Annotated in this window: 11 protein-coding genes, 2 tRNA genes, 1 rRNA gene and 1 riboswitch; of the genes, 7 read left to right on the forward strand and 7 right to left on the reverse strand. The window is 63.1% G+C overall.

The genetic code is table 11. The features are described from left to right. Positions 1 to 205: 205 nt before the first annotated feature. The 3 genes from JQ553_RS33530 to JQ553_RS33540 form a co-directional block, all read right to left on the reverse strand. Positions 206 to 281, reverse strand: a tRNA-Ala gene (locus JQ553_RS33530). Positions 282 to 317: 36 nt separating this feature from the next. Next, positions 318 to 394, reverse strand: a tRNA-Ile gene (locus tag JQ553_RS33535). Positions 395 to 621: 227 nt separating this feature from the next. Continuing rightward, positions 622 to 2,110, reverse strand: a 16S ribosomal RNA gene (locus JQ553_RS33540). A gap of 881 nt (positions 2,111 to 2,991) precedes the next feature. Here JQ553_RS33540 and JQ553_RS33545 point away from each other — a divergent pair. After that, on the forward strand, positions 2,992 to 5,022 hold the full coding sequence (locus tag JQ553_RS33545; RefSeq protein WP_249144831.1) for a M23 family metallopeptidase: 2,031 nt from the start codon (positions 2,992 to 2,994) through the stop codon (positions 5,020 to 5,022). Between the two features lie 120 nt (positions 5,023 to 5,142). Continuing rightward, positions 5,143 to 5,415 (forward strand): hypothetical protein, encoded by a 273-nt coding sequence (locus JQ553_RS33550; RefSeq protein WP_212504359.1) that lies wholly within the window; start codon positions 5,143 to 5,145, stop codon positions 5,413 to 5,415. A 109-nt stretch (positions 5,416 to 5,524) separates the two neighbouring features. Here the strand turns inward: JQ553_RS33550 and clpB are convergent, their stop codons facing one another. Beyond that, a complete protein-coding gene (clpB, locus tag JQ553_RS33555) occupies positions 5,525 to 8,164 on the reverse strand; it encodes an ATP-dependent chaperone ClpB (protein ID WP_212504360.1) in 2,640 nt (879 codons plus the stop codon). A gap of 332 nt (positions 8,165 to 8,496) precedes the next feature. Between clpB and JQ553_RS33560 the strand changes: the two genes are divergently transcribed. Beyond that, positions 8,497 to 9,273, forward strand: a complete 777-nt coding sequence (locus tag JQ553_RS33560; protein WP_409363115.1) for an MOSC domain-containing protein — start codon at positions 8,497 to 8,499, stop codon at positions 9,271 to 9,273. 150 nt (positions 9,274 to 9,423) lie between these two features. Here JQ553_RS33560 and JQ553_RS33565 read toward each other — a convergent pair whose 3' ends face one another. Continuing rightward, positions 9,424 to 10,068 (reverse strand): TIGR02594 family protein, encoded by a 645-nt coding sequence (locus tag JQ553_RS33565; protein WP_212504362.1) that lies wholly within the window; start codon positions 10,066 to 10,068, stop codon positions 9,424 to 9,426. Between the two features lie 232 nt (positions 10,069 to 10,300). Here JQ553_RS33565 and JQ553_RS33570 point away from each other — a divergent pair, with 232 nt between their 5' ends. Further along, positions 10,301 to 11,173, forward strand: coding sequence for an alpha/beta fold hydrolase (locus JQ553_RS33570; protein ID WP_212504363.1), 873 nt, complete (start codon positions 10,301 to 10,303; stop codon positions 11,171 to 11,173). 12 nt (positions 11,174 to 11,185) lie between these two features. Here the strand turns inward: JQ553_RS33570 and metW are convergent, their stop codons facing one another. Both metW and JQ553_RS33580 read right to left on the reverse strand, forming a co-directional pair. Then, positions 11,186 to 11,851 carry a methionine biosynthesis protein MetW gene (metW, locus tag JQ553_RS33575; RefSeq protein WP_212504364.1) on the reverse strand — a complete coding sequence of 222 codons (666 nt, stop codon included), beginning with the start codon at positions 11,849 to 11,851 and terminating at the stop codon, positions 11,186 to 11,188. Beyond that, positions 11,848 to 13,059: a homoserine O-acetyltransferase gene (locus JQ553_RS33580; protein WP_212504365.1), complete on the reverse strand. Its 1,212-nt coding sequence runs from the start codon at positions 13,057 to 13,059 to the stop codon at positions 11,848 to 11,850. Before JQ553_RS33580 ends, metW begins: the two co-directional genes overlap by 4 nt. Before the next feature lie 84 nt (positions 13,060 to 13,143). Further along, a riboswitch (SAM riboswitch) is annotated at positions 13,144 to 13,223 on the reverse strand. Between the two features lie 173 nt (positions 13,224 to 13,396). Here JQ553_RS33580 and JQ553_RS33585 point away from each other — a divergent pair. From JQ553_RS33585 to JQ553_RS33595, 3 genes are read left to right on the forward strand one after another with little or no spacing between them, the layout of a single operon-like run. Continuing rightward, on the forward strand, positions 13,397 to 14,245 hold the full coding sequence (locus tag JQ553_RS33585; protein ID WP_212504366.1) for a chorismate mutase: 849 nt from the start codon (positions 13,397 to 13,399) through the stop codon (positions 14,243 to 14,245). A gap of 26 nt (positions 14,246 to 14,271) precedes the next feature. After that, a complete protein-coding gene (gene hisC, locus JQ553_RS33590; RefSeq protein WP_212504367.1) occupies positions 14,272 to 15,369 on the forward strand; it encodes a histidinol-phosphate transaminase in 1,098 nt (365 codons plus the stop codon). An 8-nt stretch (positions 15,370 to 15,377) separates the two neighbouring features. After that, positions 15,378 to 16,319 (forward strand): prephenate/arogenate dehydrogenase family protein, encoded by a 942-nt coding sequence (locus tag JQ553_RS33595; RefSeq protein ID WP_212504368.1) that lies wholly within the window; start codon positions 15,378 to 15,380, stop codon positions 16,317 to 16,319. The last annotated feature ends 440 nt before the right edge of the window (positions 16,320 to 16,759 follow it).

Below are 16,759 nucleotides of genomic sequence, written 5' to 3' on the forward strand. Positions count from 1 at the left end.
CTCAATCTCACGACTGAAGCGGGCGCCGAAATGATCCCGGAGATAGTGATTGGTGTCGGCGAATTGCTTCGCTGATCCAAACTCGGATCGATCTCCTCTTTACGATGTCAGAAAACACGCACGATGAATCCTGGTGAGGATCACGCATGCGAAGTGATGTTTCGCGGACGATTTGGTCGAGCCATTCTCGATCTTCGATTCCATCTGGTGGAGCCAGACGGGATCGAACCGACGACCTCATGCTTGCAAAGCACGCGCTCTCCCAGCTGAGCTATGGCCCCGTAACCAGAAGACGAATGCTCCGCACTCGATCAAAGTGGTGGGCCTGGGAAGACTTGAACTTCCGACCTCACGCTTATCAAGCGCGCGCTCTAACCAACTGAGCTACAAGCCCCTAACGCTCATCCCGCAGGGGATCAGGGGCCCGCTCGCACGCAGTCGGCTCGCGCCGATGCATCGCTCAAGCGCTAAGCCCCTGGCGCGTGTTCGTCCGCGAAGAAAGAGAAACGTAGACGGCGAAATCCCGCCAATGGAGCTCAACGACCTTGCGGTCGATTGGCCCCTGAATGTTTCTAAAACGATCCGATAGATTGCGTGAGCGATCTGAAGGATCATCCTTAGAAAGGAGGTGATCCAGCCGCAGGTTCCCCTACGGCTACCTTGTTACGACTTCACCCCAGTCGCTGACCCTACCGTGGCCGGCTGCCCCCTTTCGGTTAGCGCACCGTCTTCAGGTAAAACCAACTCCCATGGTGTGACGGGCGGTGTGTACAAGGCCCGGGAACGTATTCACCGTGGCGTGCTGATCCACGATTACTAGCGATTCCAACTTCATGGGCTCGAGTTGCAGAGCCCAATCCGAACTGAGACGGCTTTTTGAGATTTGCGAAGGGTCGCCCCTTAGCATCCCATTGTCACCGCCATTGTAGCACGTGTGTAGCCCAGCCCGTAAGGGCCATGAGGACTTGACGTCATCCCCACCTTCCTCGCGGCTTATCACCGGCAGTCTCCTTAGAGTGCTCAACTAAATGGTAGCAACTAAGGACGGGGGTTGCGCTCGTTGCGGGACTTAACCCAACATCTCACGACACGAGCTGACGACAGCCATGCAGCACCTGTCTCCGGTCCAGCCGAACTGAAGAACTCCGTCTCTGGAGTCCGCGACCGGGATGTCAAGGGCTGGTAAGGTTCTGCGCGTTGCGTCGAATTAAACCACATGCTCCACCGCTTGTGCGGGCCCCCGTCAATTCCTTTGAGTTTTAATCTTGCGACCGTACTCCCCAGGCGGAATGCTTAAAGCGTTAGCTGCGCCACTAGTGAGTAAACCCACTAACGGCTGGCATTCATCGTTTACGGCGTGGACTACCAGGGTATCTAATCCTGTTTGCTCCCCACGCTTTCGTGCCTCAGCGTCAGTATCGGGCCAGTGAGCCGCCTTCGCCACTGGTGTTCTTGCGAATATCTACGAATTTCACCTCTACACTCGCAGTTCCACTCACCTCTCCCGAACTCAAGATCCTCAGTATCAAAGGCAGTTCTGGAGTTGAGCTCCAGGATTTCACCCCTGACTTAAAGACCCGCCTACGCACCCTTTACGCCCAGTGATTCCGAGCAACGCTAGCCCCCTTCGTATTACCGCGGCTGCTGGCACGAAGTTAGCCGGGGCTTATTCTTGCGGTACCGTCATTATCTTCCCGCACAAAAGAGCTTTACAACCCTAGGGCCTTCATCACTCACGCGGCATGGCTGGATCAGGCTTTCGCCCATTGTCCAATATTCCCCACTGCTGCCTCCCGTAGGAGTTTGGGCCGTGTCTCAGTCCCAATGTGGCTGATCATCCTCTCAGACCAGCTACTGATCGTCGCCTTGGTGAGCCGTTACCTCACCAACTAGCTAATCAGACGCGGGCCGATCTTTCGGCGATAAATCTTTCCCCGTAAGGGCTTATCCGGTATTAGTCCAAGTTTCCCTGGGTTGTTCCGAACCAAAAGGTACGTTCCCACGCGTTACTCACCCGTCTGCCGCTGACGTATTGCTACGCCCGCTCGACTTGCATGTGTTAAGCCTGCCGCCAGCGTTCGCTCTGAGCCAGGATCAAACTCTCAAGTTGGACTTGAAACCTTGAACCGGCTGATCACAACGTTTGACGAGGTCCCACCATTAAATCGCCGGCGATTCACATCGCTGACGACGATGGTGTAACCTTTTTCGAAACGTGTACCGCCGAAGTCTTTCGTCCAGTCCCGGAAGTCAAAAGCCGAAGCTTTCAAGTATTCCGAGACACGCAAGGACTCCGCCGTCCACGTTTCTCTTTCTTCATCTTCACTTGTCAAACAGCCCGGAGTCCGAAGACCCCAAAATCTCCCTTGGCAGGGAGGTCCCGACACCCTTATCCGACGGCAAATCACAACCGATTTAAGTCGGCTGTTGAGTCACTCATCGAAGTGAGGAGCATCAAGGGCGCGAAAGCTTGCCTTGGCCTCGTGGGCCAATGCAGCGCCGCGCTCAGTGGGTGCCTTATAGGCCGGCCCCTTCCGGCTTGTCAACGGTCATCGTCAAGAAATCGTCGCATGACGACGAACTTTTTTCAGGTGCCGAAAAGTCCAGACTTTTTGGGACCTTGCGCCGCACTTGAGCCACAATCATGCGACGTTCTGACTGTAAGGTAAGCATTGAATCATCCGAAACCAGTGGGGGCTCGGGTGTTGGTTTACCAGGGGAACGGGCGATTTCTCCACGAACCCGTCGTCTCTTCCCTTCATGGCCGAGCAAAGTCGAGAGATCTGCACACCATTGATGTTCGAGATAGCGGTTGGCTGATGGCCTTCGTCTCCCGGGCGTTCATGAGTGTGGCTGCCGCAGTCCCTTTGTAAGGGTTCGAACGCGCAGTACGAGGGCGAGCGCAGGTCGATCACGTGTTGATGGATTTTGGGGGATGCAGGGTTGAACCAACGGGCGTCACGCGGAAGCGGCTTTGGACGCGAGACCGGGATGATTGATCTCGGTCACGAGCCGCCACTTTCCGTCGATGGCACCGAGGCCGCGGTGATCGATCGGCGCCGGGTCTCCGTCCAATGGTTCAGCGGCACAATCCTCACCGGCCTGTGCGGCGCAGCTCTGATCGGCGGCGCCGTTTTTGCGTCACTCGACGGTGAGATGACTTTCGCCAAGGTGCCGGAGCGCGTCGAAGGCGCGCTGCGCGGTGCGTTCGGGGCCAATGACCGCGTCGTCAGCCTGCATAAGAGCGACCGCCTGCCGCCCCCTAGTGAATCGACCGCCTCGCGCAACGTGGTGCGCGTCTCGACGGTGACGCGCGTCGGCAATCGCGATGTGATGCGGGTGCGGCCCTACGTCCGGATCTCCGGCAATCTGTCGATGACCACCAGCGACCTGTCGGCCAGGATCCCGCCGTTCAATGCGCAGCGCCTTTTGAGCGATGCCGGTTCCGGGACGCCTGCGGCGGCCGAGGACCCGAATAATCCGGACGCCGTCGAGCCCGACGCCGAGGTCTCATTCGTCACCAAGGATCTCGGGAGCGTGCTGCCGAAGGCAAAGCTCGCCGCCGCCGTCGCGCTCGAGGACGTGTTGATGCGGGTGCGCGATGCCGCCAACTGGCGCGGCGCTGGCAGCTCGGTGCGCTACACGCTCGCCAGTGCCGCGGCCGACGCCACCGGCGCCGCCGGGCCCGACATGAAGATGGCCTACGCCACTGAGGGCAATGTCTCCGATCCCTATGCCGGCTTCGAGACCCGCGTGGTGCCGGAAAATGTCACCCTGCTGCCGAAGACCAAGGACCAGGTCACCGGCGGCAATCCCATCGGCGAACGCGTCCACATCGTCAGGAAGGGCGACACCATTGCCTCGATCCTGCGCGAGCAGGGCGCGACGCCCGACGAGGCCAAGGCGATCGCCGCAACGCTCGGGGCACGGGGTCGCGACGGCGGCCTGAAGGAAGGCCAGAAGGTACGGGTTCTGGTGGCTCCGGTTGCTCCCGGCCCCGGCGCGAGGCTACAGCCCTACCGCGTGATCGTTGCCAACGACACCACGGTCGAAGCGGTGGCCGCGCTGTCCGACATCGGCAAGTATGTCGCCGTCGACGTGCAGAGCATGAACACCGTCGCCGACACTGCCGACAACTCCAAGGATGACGACGACGAGGATGACGGCAGCGGCGTGCGGCTCTATCAGAGCGTTTACGAGACCGCGCTGCGCAACAAGGTGCCGCCAAGCGTTATCGAGGACATGGTCCGGATCTATTCCTACGACGTCGACTTCCAGCGCAAGGTGCAGCCCGGCGATAGCTTCGACGTGTTCTATGCCGGCGAGGACGAAGGCACGACAAATACCGAAAAGAACGAGGTGCTCTTCGCCTCGCTCACTGTGGGCGGCGAGACCAAGAAATACTATCGCTTCCAGACCCCCGACGATTCGGTGGTCGACTACTACGACGAGACCGGCAAGAGCGCGAAGAAGTTCCTGGTCCGCAAGCCGGTCAACAACGCGATCATGCGCTCGGGCTTCGGTGGCCGCCGCCATCCGATCCTCGGCTATGTGAAGATGCACACCGGCGTCGACTGGGCTACGCCCTACGGCACGCCGATTTTCGCCTCCGGCAACGGCGTGGTCGAGAAGGTCGGCTGGGAAGGCGGCTACGGCAAATATGTCCGCCTGAAGCACAATAACGGCTACGAGACCGCCTACGGACACATGTCGGCCTATGCCAAGGGCATGGAAGTCGGAAAGCGCGTGCGCCAGGGCCAGGTGATCGGCTTCGTCGGTTCGACCGGCATGTCGACCGGCGCCCACGTCCACTACGAGATCCTGGTCAACGGCCGCTTCGTCGACCCGATGCGCGTGAAGCTGCCACGCGGCCGCTCGCTCGAGGGCCCGATGATCGCGAGCTTCGAGAAGGAGCGCGACCGGATCGACGCGCAAATGAACAGCCGCAACGGCTCACGCGTCGTCTCCGACGCGAGCGGAACCAGCGGGGCGCCGCAGACGCGGTCCGTTAGCAGCCGCTGATCGCTATCATTTCCAGGCAGTGACGGTCTGACGTGGGCACAGCCGGGGAACCCGACCGCGGAACCAGCCGGTGACTAACCGACTTGACTCGGTCGGCAACCACGACGGAAGGCGATGACCATGGCAGGCCTCACCCGCGACGATGTGCTTAGGGCCGTCGGCCATGCCGACGACGTCACCATCGCGAAGATCATTGCATCAGGCGCAACCGTGACCGAGCTTGCCGAGGCGCAGGCTTGGCTCGCCAACGACGAGCCGCTGATGAACGCGGGCAAGCCGCTAGCCACGGGCCGCGCCCGCGAACTGGTCGACATCCTCTCCGAGTTCGAGCCAAGCGAGGACGACGAGCCCGGCGAACCCGGTCGAGCGGCTCTCCCCCAGGAGCAGGAGTGATCGCAGTCGACGTACCATGGAGCAGTCGCAGCGCTCAGGCAAAGAGATAGGATCATGATGCGGTTCGACAGAATCGCATCATGATCTGGGCTGCGTTCAGGATCACAAGTTAGTTCAGCTTGCGTTTCGGAATCGGCGCGTCGAACTGCACGATCTCAGCGGACTTCGGCACCACGCCGTTGAAGGTCAGCACATTGCCCTTGGTCGAGATCACGACGCGATCGCCGTCCCTGACCTCACCAGCCAGGATCATCTCGGCCAGGGGGTCCTGCAGATTACGCTGAATCACGCGTTTCAACGGCCGGGCGCCATAGGCTGGATCCCAGCCTTTGGCCGCGAGCCAATCCCGCGCGGCCTCATCAAGCAGGAGCGCGATCTTGCGATCCTCCAGGAGCCTCGTCAGCCGCGCAAACTGGATTTCGACGATCCGGCCCATCTCGCTCCGCTGCAGGCGGTGGAACAGGATGATCTCGTCGATGCGGTTCAGGAACTCAGGCCTGAAATGCGCTCGCACCACGCCCATCACCTGGTCGCGCACCTCCGAGGTGTCCTCACCTTCAGGCTGGCTCACCAGGAACTCTGAGCCAAGGTTCGAGGTCATGATGATCAGCGTGTTGCGGAAGTCGACGGTACGGCCCTGGCCATCGGTCAGGCGGCCGTCGTCGAGCACCTGCAACAGCACGTTGAAGACGTCGGGATGCGCCTTCTCGATCTCGTCGAACAGCACGACCTGATAAGGCCGGCGCCGCACAGCCTCGGTGAGCGCCCCGCCCTCGTCATAGCCGACATAGCCGGGAGGCGCGCCGATCAGCCGCGAGACCGAGTGCTTCTCCATGAATTCGGACATGTCGAGGCGGACCATCGCGGTCTCGTCGTTGAACAAATACGCCGCAAGTGCCTTGGTGAGCTCTGTCTTGCCGACGCCCGTAGGGCCCAGGAACATGAACGAGCCGGTCGGCCGGTTTGGATCCTGCAGTCCGGCGCGCGCACGGCGCACAGCGGTTGCCACCGCATGCACGGCTTCGGCCTGGCCGACCACGCGCTTGCCGAGGCTATCCTCCATCTTCAAGAGCTTGTCCTTTTCGCCCTCGAGCATCTTGTCGACCGGCACGCCGGTCCAACGCGAGACGACCTGCGCGATGTGGTTGGCGGTGACCGCCTCCTCCATCATCTCTCCGCCGTTTTCCCTGGCCTCGATGTCCGCCAACTGCTTTTCCAGCCCCGGGATCTTGCCATAGGCGAGTTCGCCCGCGCGCTGGAATTCGCCGCGGCGCTGTGCGTCGGCAAGCTCGACGCGAAGCGCGTCGAGTTCGCTCTTCAGCTTCTGCGCATTGGAGAGCTTGCTCTTCTCCGCACTCCACCGCACGGTCAGGGCGGCCGACCTCTCCTCGAGCCCGGCGAGTTCCTTCTCCAGGGTCTGCAGGCGGCTTCGGGAGCCGGCATCGTTTTCCTTTTTCAGAGCTTCCTGCTCGATCTTGAGGCGGATGATGTCGCGATCGAGCGTGTCGAGCTCTTCCGGCTTGGAATCGACCTGCATCTTCAGTCGTGCCGCTGCCTCGTCCATCAGGTCGATGGCCTTGTCGGGCAAGAAACGATCGGTGATGTAGCGGTTCGACAGAGTGGTCGCGGCCACTAGCGCGGAGTCGGTAATGCGGACGCCGTGATGCTGCTCGTACTTGTCCTTCAAGCCGCGCAGGATCGAGATTGTGTCTTCCACCGTCGGCTCGCTGACATAGATCGGCTGGAACCGGCGGGCCAGCGCGGCATCCTTTTCGACATGCTTGCGGTATTCGTCGAGCGTGGTCGCGCCGATGCAGTGCAGTTCGCCGCGGGCCAGCGCGGGCTTCAGCAGGTTGGACGCATCCATCGCGCCGTCGGCCTTGCCGGCGCCGATCAGCGTGTGCATCTCGTCGATAAACAGAATGATGCCGCCCTCGGCGGACGAGACCTCCTGCAGCACCGCCTTCAGCCGCTCCTCGAATTCGCCGCGATATTTCGCGCCGGCGATCAGCGCGCCCATGTCGAGCGACAGCAGCTTCTTGTCCTTCAAGCTCTCCGGCACATCGCCGTTGAGGATGCGCAGCGCCAGTCCCTCGACGATCGCGGTCTTGCCGACGCCGGGCTCGCCGATCAGCACGGGATTGTTCTTGGTTCGCCGCGACAGCACCTGGATGGTGCGGCGGATCTCCTCGTCGCGGCCGATCACCGGATCGAGCTTGCCATCGCGGGCGGCCTGGGTCAGGTCGCGGGCATATTTCTTCAGCGCATCATAGGCGTTCTCAGCGGTCGCGCTGTCGGCGGTGCGGCCCTTGCGCAGCGCCTCGATCGCCGCGTTCAGGTTTTGCGCCGTGACGCCGCCCTTGCTCAGGATGCCAGCCGTTTCGCCGCCTTTCTCGAGCGTGAGTCCAAGCAACAGCCGCTCGACGGTGACAAAACTGTCGCCCGCCTTGTCGGCAGCCTTTTCCGCCGCATCGAAGGCACGCGCCAACTCCGGCGACAGGTAGACCTGCCCGGCACCGCTTCCCGAAACTTTCGGCAGCTTGTTCAGCGCCTCTTCGGTCGCTTTGAGGATCGCTCTGGAGTTACCACCTGCACGGTCGATCAGACCGCCGGCAAGCCCCTCGCTGTCGTCCAGCAGGACCTTCAACAAATGCAATGGCGAGAACTGCTGGTGACCGTCGCGCATTGCGAGCGACTGGGCGGACTGGATGAAGCCACGCGCGCGCTCGGTGTATTTCTCAATGTTCATTCTGTTTCCCTCGGCCTGCCATCACCACCCCTCAGGCATGGAGACGGCATCTTCATTGGGTATCCGCGGGCCGCATTGACGTTCCTCAACCGGCCTTTGGTCGTCGCCATCAATTTTCAGGCTTGCCGCAAATGTGGGCATTGGTTCCCAAACCGGAAGGGTCGCTCAGCAATTTTGTCCGGTCATTTCAATCGAATGCTTGCACCACGCCTCGGCGATGTGAGATCTGCGCGACCGGAACTGCCGGCAACGGCGGGTCACAGGCCCTATCTACACGGATGGTTTTCCCAGCGCGGCAGACGGGATAAAGCGGCGCTCTGGAGAGAATGCGCATGTCCCCTGCAAAGATTACCGGCATCTACCGCTACCCCATTAAGGGCCTGACCCCGGAACCGCTGCCGCGCGCGGCGCTCAATGCCCGCCGGCCCCTCCTGTCCGACCGCCGTTACGCAATCGAGAACGGGCCGAGCGGCTTCGATTCGGCCGAGCCGAAATGGCTGCCGAAGCCGCATTTCCTGATGCTGCAGCGGGACGAATGGCTGGCGCCGCTGCGCGCTCATTTCGACGATGACAGCCACATCCTGACGTTGCGTCGGGACGGCGCTGTTGTCGCCCAGGGTGACCTTGAAACCGCCGAAGGCCGCGCGGCGATCGAGCAATACTTTGCTACCCGCCACGCCGCCGAGATCAAGGGCCCCCCAAGAGTGCTGGCGAGCCCCGGCCACAGCTTCTCCGACATCGCGCGCAAGGTCGTCTCGATCATCAACCTCAACAGCCTCCGCGCGATCGAGCAACTGGTGCAGGCGCCGGTCCACCCGTTACGCTTTCGCGCCAACCTTTATGTCGAGGGCTGGCCTGCCTGGCACGAATTCGACCTCGTCGACCAGACCATCGCAATCGGCAGCGCTCGGGCAAAGGTGGTGAAACGGATCACCCGCTGCGCCGCCGTCAATGTCGATCCCGACACCGGCTCGCGCGACCTCTCAATCCCGCAGGCGTTGATGCGGCGGTTCGGCAACAATGAATGCGGCATCTATGCCGAGATCATCGCCGACGGCAGCGTGGCGGTCGGCGACGTCATCGCGGCGGAGCAGCCGACGCTGGTTTGAGCCGGCGCCGCCAGCACCTTCAATTGCGACGAGCGAAGCGCCGACTCGTCCGCCGAAGCCTCGGCGAAAGCGGAAGCAGAGAGATGGATTGCTTCGCTTGGCCCGTGATCGGGCGCGCATTCGCGCGACCCGTTGGCTCGCAATAACAGGTTAGTTGGTCGGCATCACGTAGGTGTAGATCCGGCCGCGCGACACCGGCGCCTCGCGCACGCGGTTGCCGTTGTTTCCGGAAATCATGATCGGATTGCCCTTGGCGTCGATGCCGGTGATGATGCCGACATGGCCACCGCCGCGGCGGCTCATGACCGCGATGGCGCCGACCTGAGGACCGGAAATGCGCTCGCCGTACTTGGCGAACGACTTCGCCATGTCGGAGCCGGTGCCGCGATAGCCGGAATGCTGCAGCACCAGGTTCATGAAGCGCGCGCACCACAGGCTGCCGCGCCCGGTCGGGTTGCCGCCGAGATAGCGGCGCGCTTCCGAGACGATAGCGGACGAACCAACACTGCCTTCGGCGATCACCCCGCCGGTGTTGGGCACCGCGTTGGCATTGGCATCGGCGAACCCCCCGGCCTGCGCCTGTGCGATGCCGCGCTCCAAGCGCGAGAGCCGTGCCGCCTGCCGATGGTGACGATGAGCATATTGCCGCGCGTGGTGCCCGGCGTGAAAGGCGCGTGGGTGGCGGCCATGGTGAGGCCGTGCGGAGGCCGGAGAAGCCGACACGGCGAGGGTAACCGAACACAGAGCCATCGCGACAAGACGAAGCGACCGACCGTACTCAAGCAACTGAACCATACTCATTCCTCTGTAGAACCCCCAATTCCCCGTCGCATTCGCCCGCAGCGGGGAACACGGCAACGCTCGTTGAAAGCCGTGATGTGGCGGCAGGAAGATTTCATGCGGCGGTGCGGAAGCATTTTCTGGGTCATTCACCGATAATTCCATGACGAAAGAATCGACGCTGCCGCATTGCCGCCGCGAAAATTAACTGCAAATCTGGCGACCGGCCTACGAGAAGGAATTTCAAATGCCCTACGCCGTCACGAACGATAATGTCCGCCTCTATTTCGAGGAGGCGGGATGCGGAACTCCGATCATCTTCCTGCACGAATTCGCGGCCGACCACACCAATTGGGAGCCGCAGATGCGCTACTTCTCGCGCCGCCATCGCTGCGTCGCCTACTCCGCGCGCGGCTACACGCCCTCCGACGTGCCGTCGGCGGCCGACGTCTACACCTACAGGCATTTCTACTCCGACGCGCTGGCGGTGCTAAATCATCTCGAGATCGAGAAGGCGCATTTCGTCGGGCTCTCGATGGGCTCCTATTCATCGCTGCAAATCTCGCTCAATGCCCCCGAGCGTGTGCTCTCGATGACGCTCGCGGCCGTCGGCTCAGGCTCCAGTCTCGAGAACCTCGATGCGTTCCGCGCACAATGCCGCGCCAATGCCGAGCAATATGAGGCGATCGGATCGGAGGAAGTCGCCAAGGCGACGCGCGAGGCGCCCAGCCGGATTCCGTTCCTGCTGAAAGATCCGCGCGGTCACGCCGATTTCTATGCCGCGCTCGCGCGCCACGACGCCAAAGGCTCCGCCAACACCATGCGCGGCTTCCAGGGCGGCAGACCCTCGATCTACACCATGACGGAGGCGATCCAAAAAGTGCCGACGCCGGCGCTGATCCTGTGCGGCGACGAGGACGACAATTGCATCGAGCCGAGCATGTTTCTGAAGAAGCATCTGCCGGCCGCAGGGCTCGCCTTCTTCCCGAAATCCGGCCACGTGCTCAATCTCGAGGAGCCGGCGCTCTTCAACGAGATGGTGGAGCGCTTCATCGCGCTGGTGGAGGCCGGCCGCTGGCCGGCGCGCGATCCGAGGTCGATGGTGGCGGCGGTGGTCTGACCATGACGGCGGCTATTTCCCCTGCCCGCCCCGGTTCAGCAAGAACACACCCTGCTCGCCGAACATGTTCCAGACCCACCACGGGAGGTTCAGCGGCACCGGGCGGCCATAGAGATCGAGTGCGACCGCGCGCTCCATCCTGACGTTGATCTCGTCGCAGAGCTGCACGAAATCCTTGATGGTGCAGAAGTGGATGTTCGGGGTGTCGTACCAGGTCGCCGGCAGGTTTTCCGTGCGCGGCATATGCCCCCCGATCAAGAGTTGCAGCCGCATCTTCCAGAAACCGAAATTCGGGAACGAGACGATGGCGCGATGGCCGATGCGCAGGAGATTCTCGAGCACCGCTCTCGGCTGCCGCGTGGCCTGCAGCGTCTGCGACAGGATCACGTAGTCGAAGGCGTCGTCGGGATAGTTGACGAGGTCGGTGTCGGCATCGCCCTGCACCACGGCGAGGCCCTTGGCGACGCAGCGATTAACACCCTCGCGCGACAGCTCGATGCCGCGGCCGTCGATGCCGCGGCTCTCCAGAAGCTGCAGCAGATCGCCCTCCCCGCATCCGACATCGAGCACACGCGAGCCTGGCTGCACCATGTCGGCAACGAGCAAATGGTCGGCGCGATAACTTCCGGTTCGCTCGGGCGCGACGCCCGGTAGCGGCAACGTTTGCTGGATGCTCATGGCTGGACGTCGTTGTTGTTTCCAAGGCCGCGGGCCTTGCCTGCCGCCTGCAGGAAGGCACGGGCGATATCGAAGAATTCGGGTACGTCGAGCAGGAAGGCGTCATGGCCGCGATCGGTCTCGATCTCGGCGAACGAAACCCGCGCACTCGACGCGTTGAGCGCATGCACCAGCGCGCGCGATTCCGACGTCGGGAACAGCCAGTCGCTGGTGAACGACACCACGCAGAAGCGCGTCTTGATTCCGGCGAACGCCTTCGCGAGCACGCCATGATGGTCGGCGGCAATGTCGAAATAGTCCATCGCGCGCGTCAGAAAGAGATAGCTGTTGGCATCGAAGCGCTCGACAAAGGACGAGCCCTGGTAGCGCAGATAGCTCTCGACCTGAAAATCCGCGTCGAACGAGAAGGTCGGCAGTTCGCGGTCCTGCATCCGCCGCCCGAACTTGCGGTGCAATGCGGCGTCCGACAGATAGGTGATGTGCGCCGCCATCCGCGCCACTGCAAGCCCGCGGTGCGGATGCGTGCTCTCGTTGACATAGCGTCCGCCGCGCCAGTCCGGATCGGCCATCACCGCCTGCCGGCCGAGCTCGTGAAAGGCGATGTTCTGGGCCGAATGGCGCGTCGAGCAGGCTATCGGCAGCGCCGAGAACACCCGCTCCGGATAGGCCGCGGTCCACTGCAGCACCTGCATCCCGCCCATCGAGCCGCCGACCACGCAGAACAGGGTTTCGATGCCGAGGCGATCGATCAGCATCGCCTGCGCGCGCACCATGTCGGGAATCGTGATGATCGGAAAATCCAGGCCCCATACCTTGCCGGTCGCCGGGTTGATGCAGGCCGGTCCGGTCGAGCCCATGCAGCCGCCGATCACGTTGGAGCAAATGATGAAGTACCGGCTGGGATCAAGCGGCTTGCCCGCACCGACCATGGTGTCCCACCACCCGGATTTGCCGGTGACGGGATGGACGTTGTTGACATGCTGATCGCCGGTCAGGGCATGACAGATCAGGATCGCGTTCGAGCGATCGGCGTTGAGTTCGCCATAGGTCTGGTAGGCAATCTGGAACGGCGCGAGATCGACGCCGCAATCGAGCCTCAAGGGCTGGTCGATGCCGAACTTCGCCACCAGCGAGGACGGATGATCCGCCTCATGGGCGCGATCGTCGCCATGGATCGTCGGGCTCGATATGGAACGCACGTTGCTCATCTCAGCGACCTCGCCTCCGCGCGGGAGGGCACGAACAGACATCAAGCCATAAAAAACCCGGCCTGAACAAAGGTTCGGCCGGGAGCTGATCTGTCCCCGGCCTGTTTAGCGAGTTGTTTAACGTGGCTGCAAGCCGGCCGGCTCAAATGACCACGGAGTGGTCAGGAAACTAGTCCCGAGCCCGCCTTTCGTCAAGGCGGCCCGATCGCACGGGCACGGGTAACCGGGCTACGCAGGGCAGAGCCGCTACGTTTCTCTTTGCTTTCGGCAGCTGTCTTACCTAATCAATGCCCACTCCCTGGCGGCATCGGACCGCCCAGACGACGAGGTTTTCGAGATGTCCAAGCCGCCCCCGTCGCCCCCGACCCTGCAGGAGCTGCGCAAGGAGATCGACGCGATCGACGAGCAGGTTCACCGCTTGTTGATGGCGCGCGGCGACATCATTGACCGCCTGATCCAGGTCAAGCAGACCCAGGAAGTCGGATCGGCATTCCGCCCGGCGCGCGAGGCCAGCATGATGCGCAGCCTGGTCGAACGCCATCGTGGCATCCTGCCGCTCGACACCATCGAGAGCATCTGGCGCGTCATCATCTCGACCTTCACCTTTGTGCAGGCGCCGTTCGCGGTGCATGCCGACGTGTCGGTCGGCGAATCCGCGATGCGGGACTCCGCGCGGTTTCATTTCGGCTTCGTGGTGCCCTATGTCGCGCATTTCAGCGCGCAGGCCGCGGTCGAGGCGGTGGCGAAATCGAAGGGCGACCTTGCGCTGGTCTCCGCGATCTCCAGCCGATCGCCGTGGTGGAGCGCGCTCGAGGCCGACAAGGCGCCGAAGATCATCGCGCGACTGCCCTTCCTCGAGCGAGCCGACCATCCGGCCGCGCTGCCGGTGTTCGTGGTCTCGCGAGTCGCCGACGATGCCATGGTGACCGAAGTCCAGGTGTGGAGCGTGCGCGTCTCCGGCTGGAACGCCGACATCGCCCGGGCGCTGGCACCGCTCGCCGAGATCGTCGCCGTGCCCGATACCGCCTTCGACGGCGCGGCGCTGCTGGTGTCGGTTGCGGGCGCGGGCTTCGAGACGATCAAGCTCGCCCTGATCCAGGCGGGCGCCTCGGTCCGCTCATCTGCCCTCGTCGGCAGCCACGCAACGCGCTATACGGTGCCTCCTAACGGGCCGGCCCAAACCTGAAGCCGCCCGCCCATCCGGAGTTGAAGATGTCCCGCCCCGTGCCGAACCCCGGCATTCTCGATATTGCGCCCTACACGCCCGGCAAGAGCCCGGTGCCGGAGCCGGGCCGCAAGGTGTTCAAGCTGTCCGCCAACGAGACGCCGTTCGGCCCGTCTCCCAAGGCGATCGCGGCCTACAAGCACGCTGCCGACCACCTGGAGGATTATCCCGAAGGCACCTCCCGCGTGCTGCGCGAAGCGATCGGCCGCGCCTTCGGCCTCGATCCGGACCGCATCATCTGCGGCGCCGGCTCGGACGAGATCCTCAATCTGCTCGCGCACACCTATCTGGGCCCGGGCGACGAGGCGATCTCGACCACTCACGGTTTCCTGGTCTATCCGATCGCGACGATGGCGAACGGCGCGAAGAACGTGATCGCGGCCGAGACCAATTTCACCGCCGACGTCGATGCGATCCTGAAAGCGGTGACGCCGCGCACCAAGCTCGTGTGGCTCGCCAACCCGAACAACCCGACCGGCACCTATCTGCCCTTCGACGAGATCAAGCGGCTGCGCGCCGGCCTGCCGCCAGATGCGCTGCTGGTGCTCGACGCGGCCTATGCGGATTACGTGTCGCGCAACGACTACGAGCTCGGCATCGAGCTGGTCGCGACCACCGAGAACACGGTGATGACGCACACTTTCTCGAAGATCCATGGCCTGGCCGCGCTGCGCGTCGGCTGGATGTTCGGGCCTGCGCATATCGTCGATGCGGTCAACCGCATCCGCGGCCCCTTCAACGTCTCGACGCCGGCGATGCTGGCGGCGGCGGCGGCGATCGAGGACGCCGCGCATCTGCAGATGTCGAAGACCCACACCGAACAGTGGCGAAACTGGCTGACCGAGGAGATCGGCAAGCTCGGGCTGAAGGTGACGCCGAGCGTCGCGAACTTCGTGCTGATCCACTTCCCGACCGACAAGGGCAGGACGGCGGCCGAAGCTGACGCGTACCTCACCAGGCGCGGCCTGGTGCTGCGAGCGCTGAACAATTACAAGCTGCCCAACGCGCTGCGCATGACCATCGGCATCGAGGAGGCCAACCGCCTTGTCGTCGACGGCTTGCGTGACTTCATGGCCGGAAAGTGAAGGCCGGCGTGAACACGGTCCCTCTCTTCAAACGCATCGCGCTGGTCGGGTTCGGGCTGATCGGCGGCTCGATCGCGCGCGGCGCCCGCGCGCAAGGACTGGTCGGCGAGATCGTCGCCACCGCACGCTCAGAGAAGACGCGCGCGCGGGTTGTCGAGCTTGGCATCGCCGACAGCGTCGTCGAGACCAATGCGGAGGCGGTGAAGAATGCCGATCTCGTCATCCTCTGCATTCCGGTCGGCGCCTGCGGAGCGGTCGCGGCCGAGATCGCCGGCCACCTCAAGCCCGGCGCCATCGTCTCCGATGTCGGCTCGGTCAAGAGCGCCATCGTCAAGGACATGGCGCCACATCTGCCGCGCGGCGTCCACTTCGTGCCGGCGCATCCCGTTGCCGGCACCGAGCATTCCGGTCCGGATTCGGGCTTCGCCGAGCTCTTCATCAACCGCTGGTGCATCCTGACGCCCCCGGAGGGCACCGACGCCGGCGCGACCGATCGCCTGCGCGCGTTCTGGGCGGCGCTCGGCGCCAAGGTCGAGATCATGACGCCGGACCATCACGACCTCGTGCTCGCGATCACCAGCCATCTGCCGCACCTAATTGCCTACACCATCGTCGGCACCGCCGATGAACTCGCGCAGGTCACCGAATCCGAGGTCATCAAATTCTCCGCCGGCGGCTTTCGCGACTTCACCCGCATCGCAGCCTCGGATCCCACGATGTGGCGCGACGTGTTCCTCGCCAACAAGGACGCCGTGCTGGAAATGCTCGGCACTTTCAACGAGGACCTCGCGAAGCTCACGCGCGCGATCCGGCGCGGCGACGGCGAGGCGCTGTTCGATCACTTCACCCGCACCCGCGCCATCCGGCGCGGCATCGTCGAGACCGGCCAGGATTCGGCCGCGCCCGATTTCGGCCGGCCGCACGCCAATCTGGCGCAGAAGCAGGAGTGAGCAGGCGGCTGTTGATACCGTCGTAAAGGATCGCGGCTCCGCTGGGGGAGACGCGCGTTCCGCGCTCGTCAGCACGACCGGGATAGATTTGGGATCGCGGCTCTCTCCTTCGTCATCGCGAGGAGCTCGCGACAAAACTGCAAAGCAATTTTGCGCTGAGGCGACGAAGCAATCTATCTCTCCACGCGCGGCGCGATGGATTGCTTCCGCCTTCGCTCGCAATGGCAGGGGAGATTTGCGATACAATTGTCAAACAGCGACGCGGATGTGAGTTGGCGTTCTCGCGACATGATTTGTCCGAGCTTTGCGTCTCGTTTCGCCCTCTCTTCTCGCTGAGGGCGCAGGGAAAGCCAGGTGCCGATCGCACCCATGGGCCCGGTGCAACAAAAAGCACCGGGGGTAGGACCACAGGTGTAACCGGAAACAACCCGGCTTTCCCT

The sequence above is a fragment of the Bradyrhizobium lablabi genome (genome assembly GCF_018131005.1).
In the GTDB taxonomy this organism is placed as follows: domain Bacteria; phylum Pseudomonadota; class Alphaproteobacteria; order Rhizobiales; family Xanthobacteraceae; genus Bradyrhizobium; species Bradyrhizobium lablabi_D.

Bases quoted from the DNA above. Each gene is read 5' to 3' on its own strand.
- clpB (WP_212504360.1), bottom strand. From the start codon at position 8,164: ATGAACATTGAGAAATACACCGAGCGCGCGCGTGGCTTCATCCAGTCC.
- JQ553_RS33565 (WP_212504362.1), bottom strand. From the start codon at position 10,068: ATGGTTCAGTTGCTTGAGTACGGTCGGTCGCTTCGTCTTGTCGCGATG.
- JQ553_RS33580 (WP_212504365.1), bottom strand. From the start codon at position 13,059: ATGAGCAACGTGCGTTCCATATCGAGCCCGACGATCCATGGCGACGAT.
- JQ553_RS33545 (WP_249144831.1), top strand. From the start codon at position 2,992: ATGATTGATCTCGGTCACGAGCCGCCACTTTCCGTCGATGGCACCGAG.
- JQ553_RS33560 (WP_409363115.1), top strand. From the start codon at position 8,497: ATGTCCCCTGCAAAGATTACCGGCATCTACCGCTACCCCATTAAGGGC.
- JQ553_RS33550 (WP_212504359.1), top strand. From the start codon at position 5,143: ATGGCAGGCCTCACCCGCGACGATGTGCTTAGGGCCGTCGGCCATGCC.
- hisC (WP_212504367.1), top strand. From the start codon at position 14,272: ATGTCCCGCCCCGTGCCGAACCCCGGCATTCTCGATATTGCGCCCTAC.
- metW (WP_212504364.1), bottom strand. From the start codon at position 11,851: ATGAGCATCCAGCAAACGTTGCCGCTACCGGGCGTCGCGCCCGAGCGA.
- JQ553_RS33585 (WP_212504366.1), top strand. From the start codon at position 13,397: ATGTCCAAGCCGCCCCCGTCGCCCCCGACCCTGCAGGAGCTGCGCAAG.
- JQ553_RS33570 (WP_212504363.1), top strand. From the start codon at position 10,301: ATGCCCTACGCCGTCACGAACGATAATGTCCGCCTCTATTTCGAGGAG.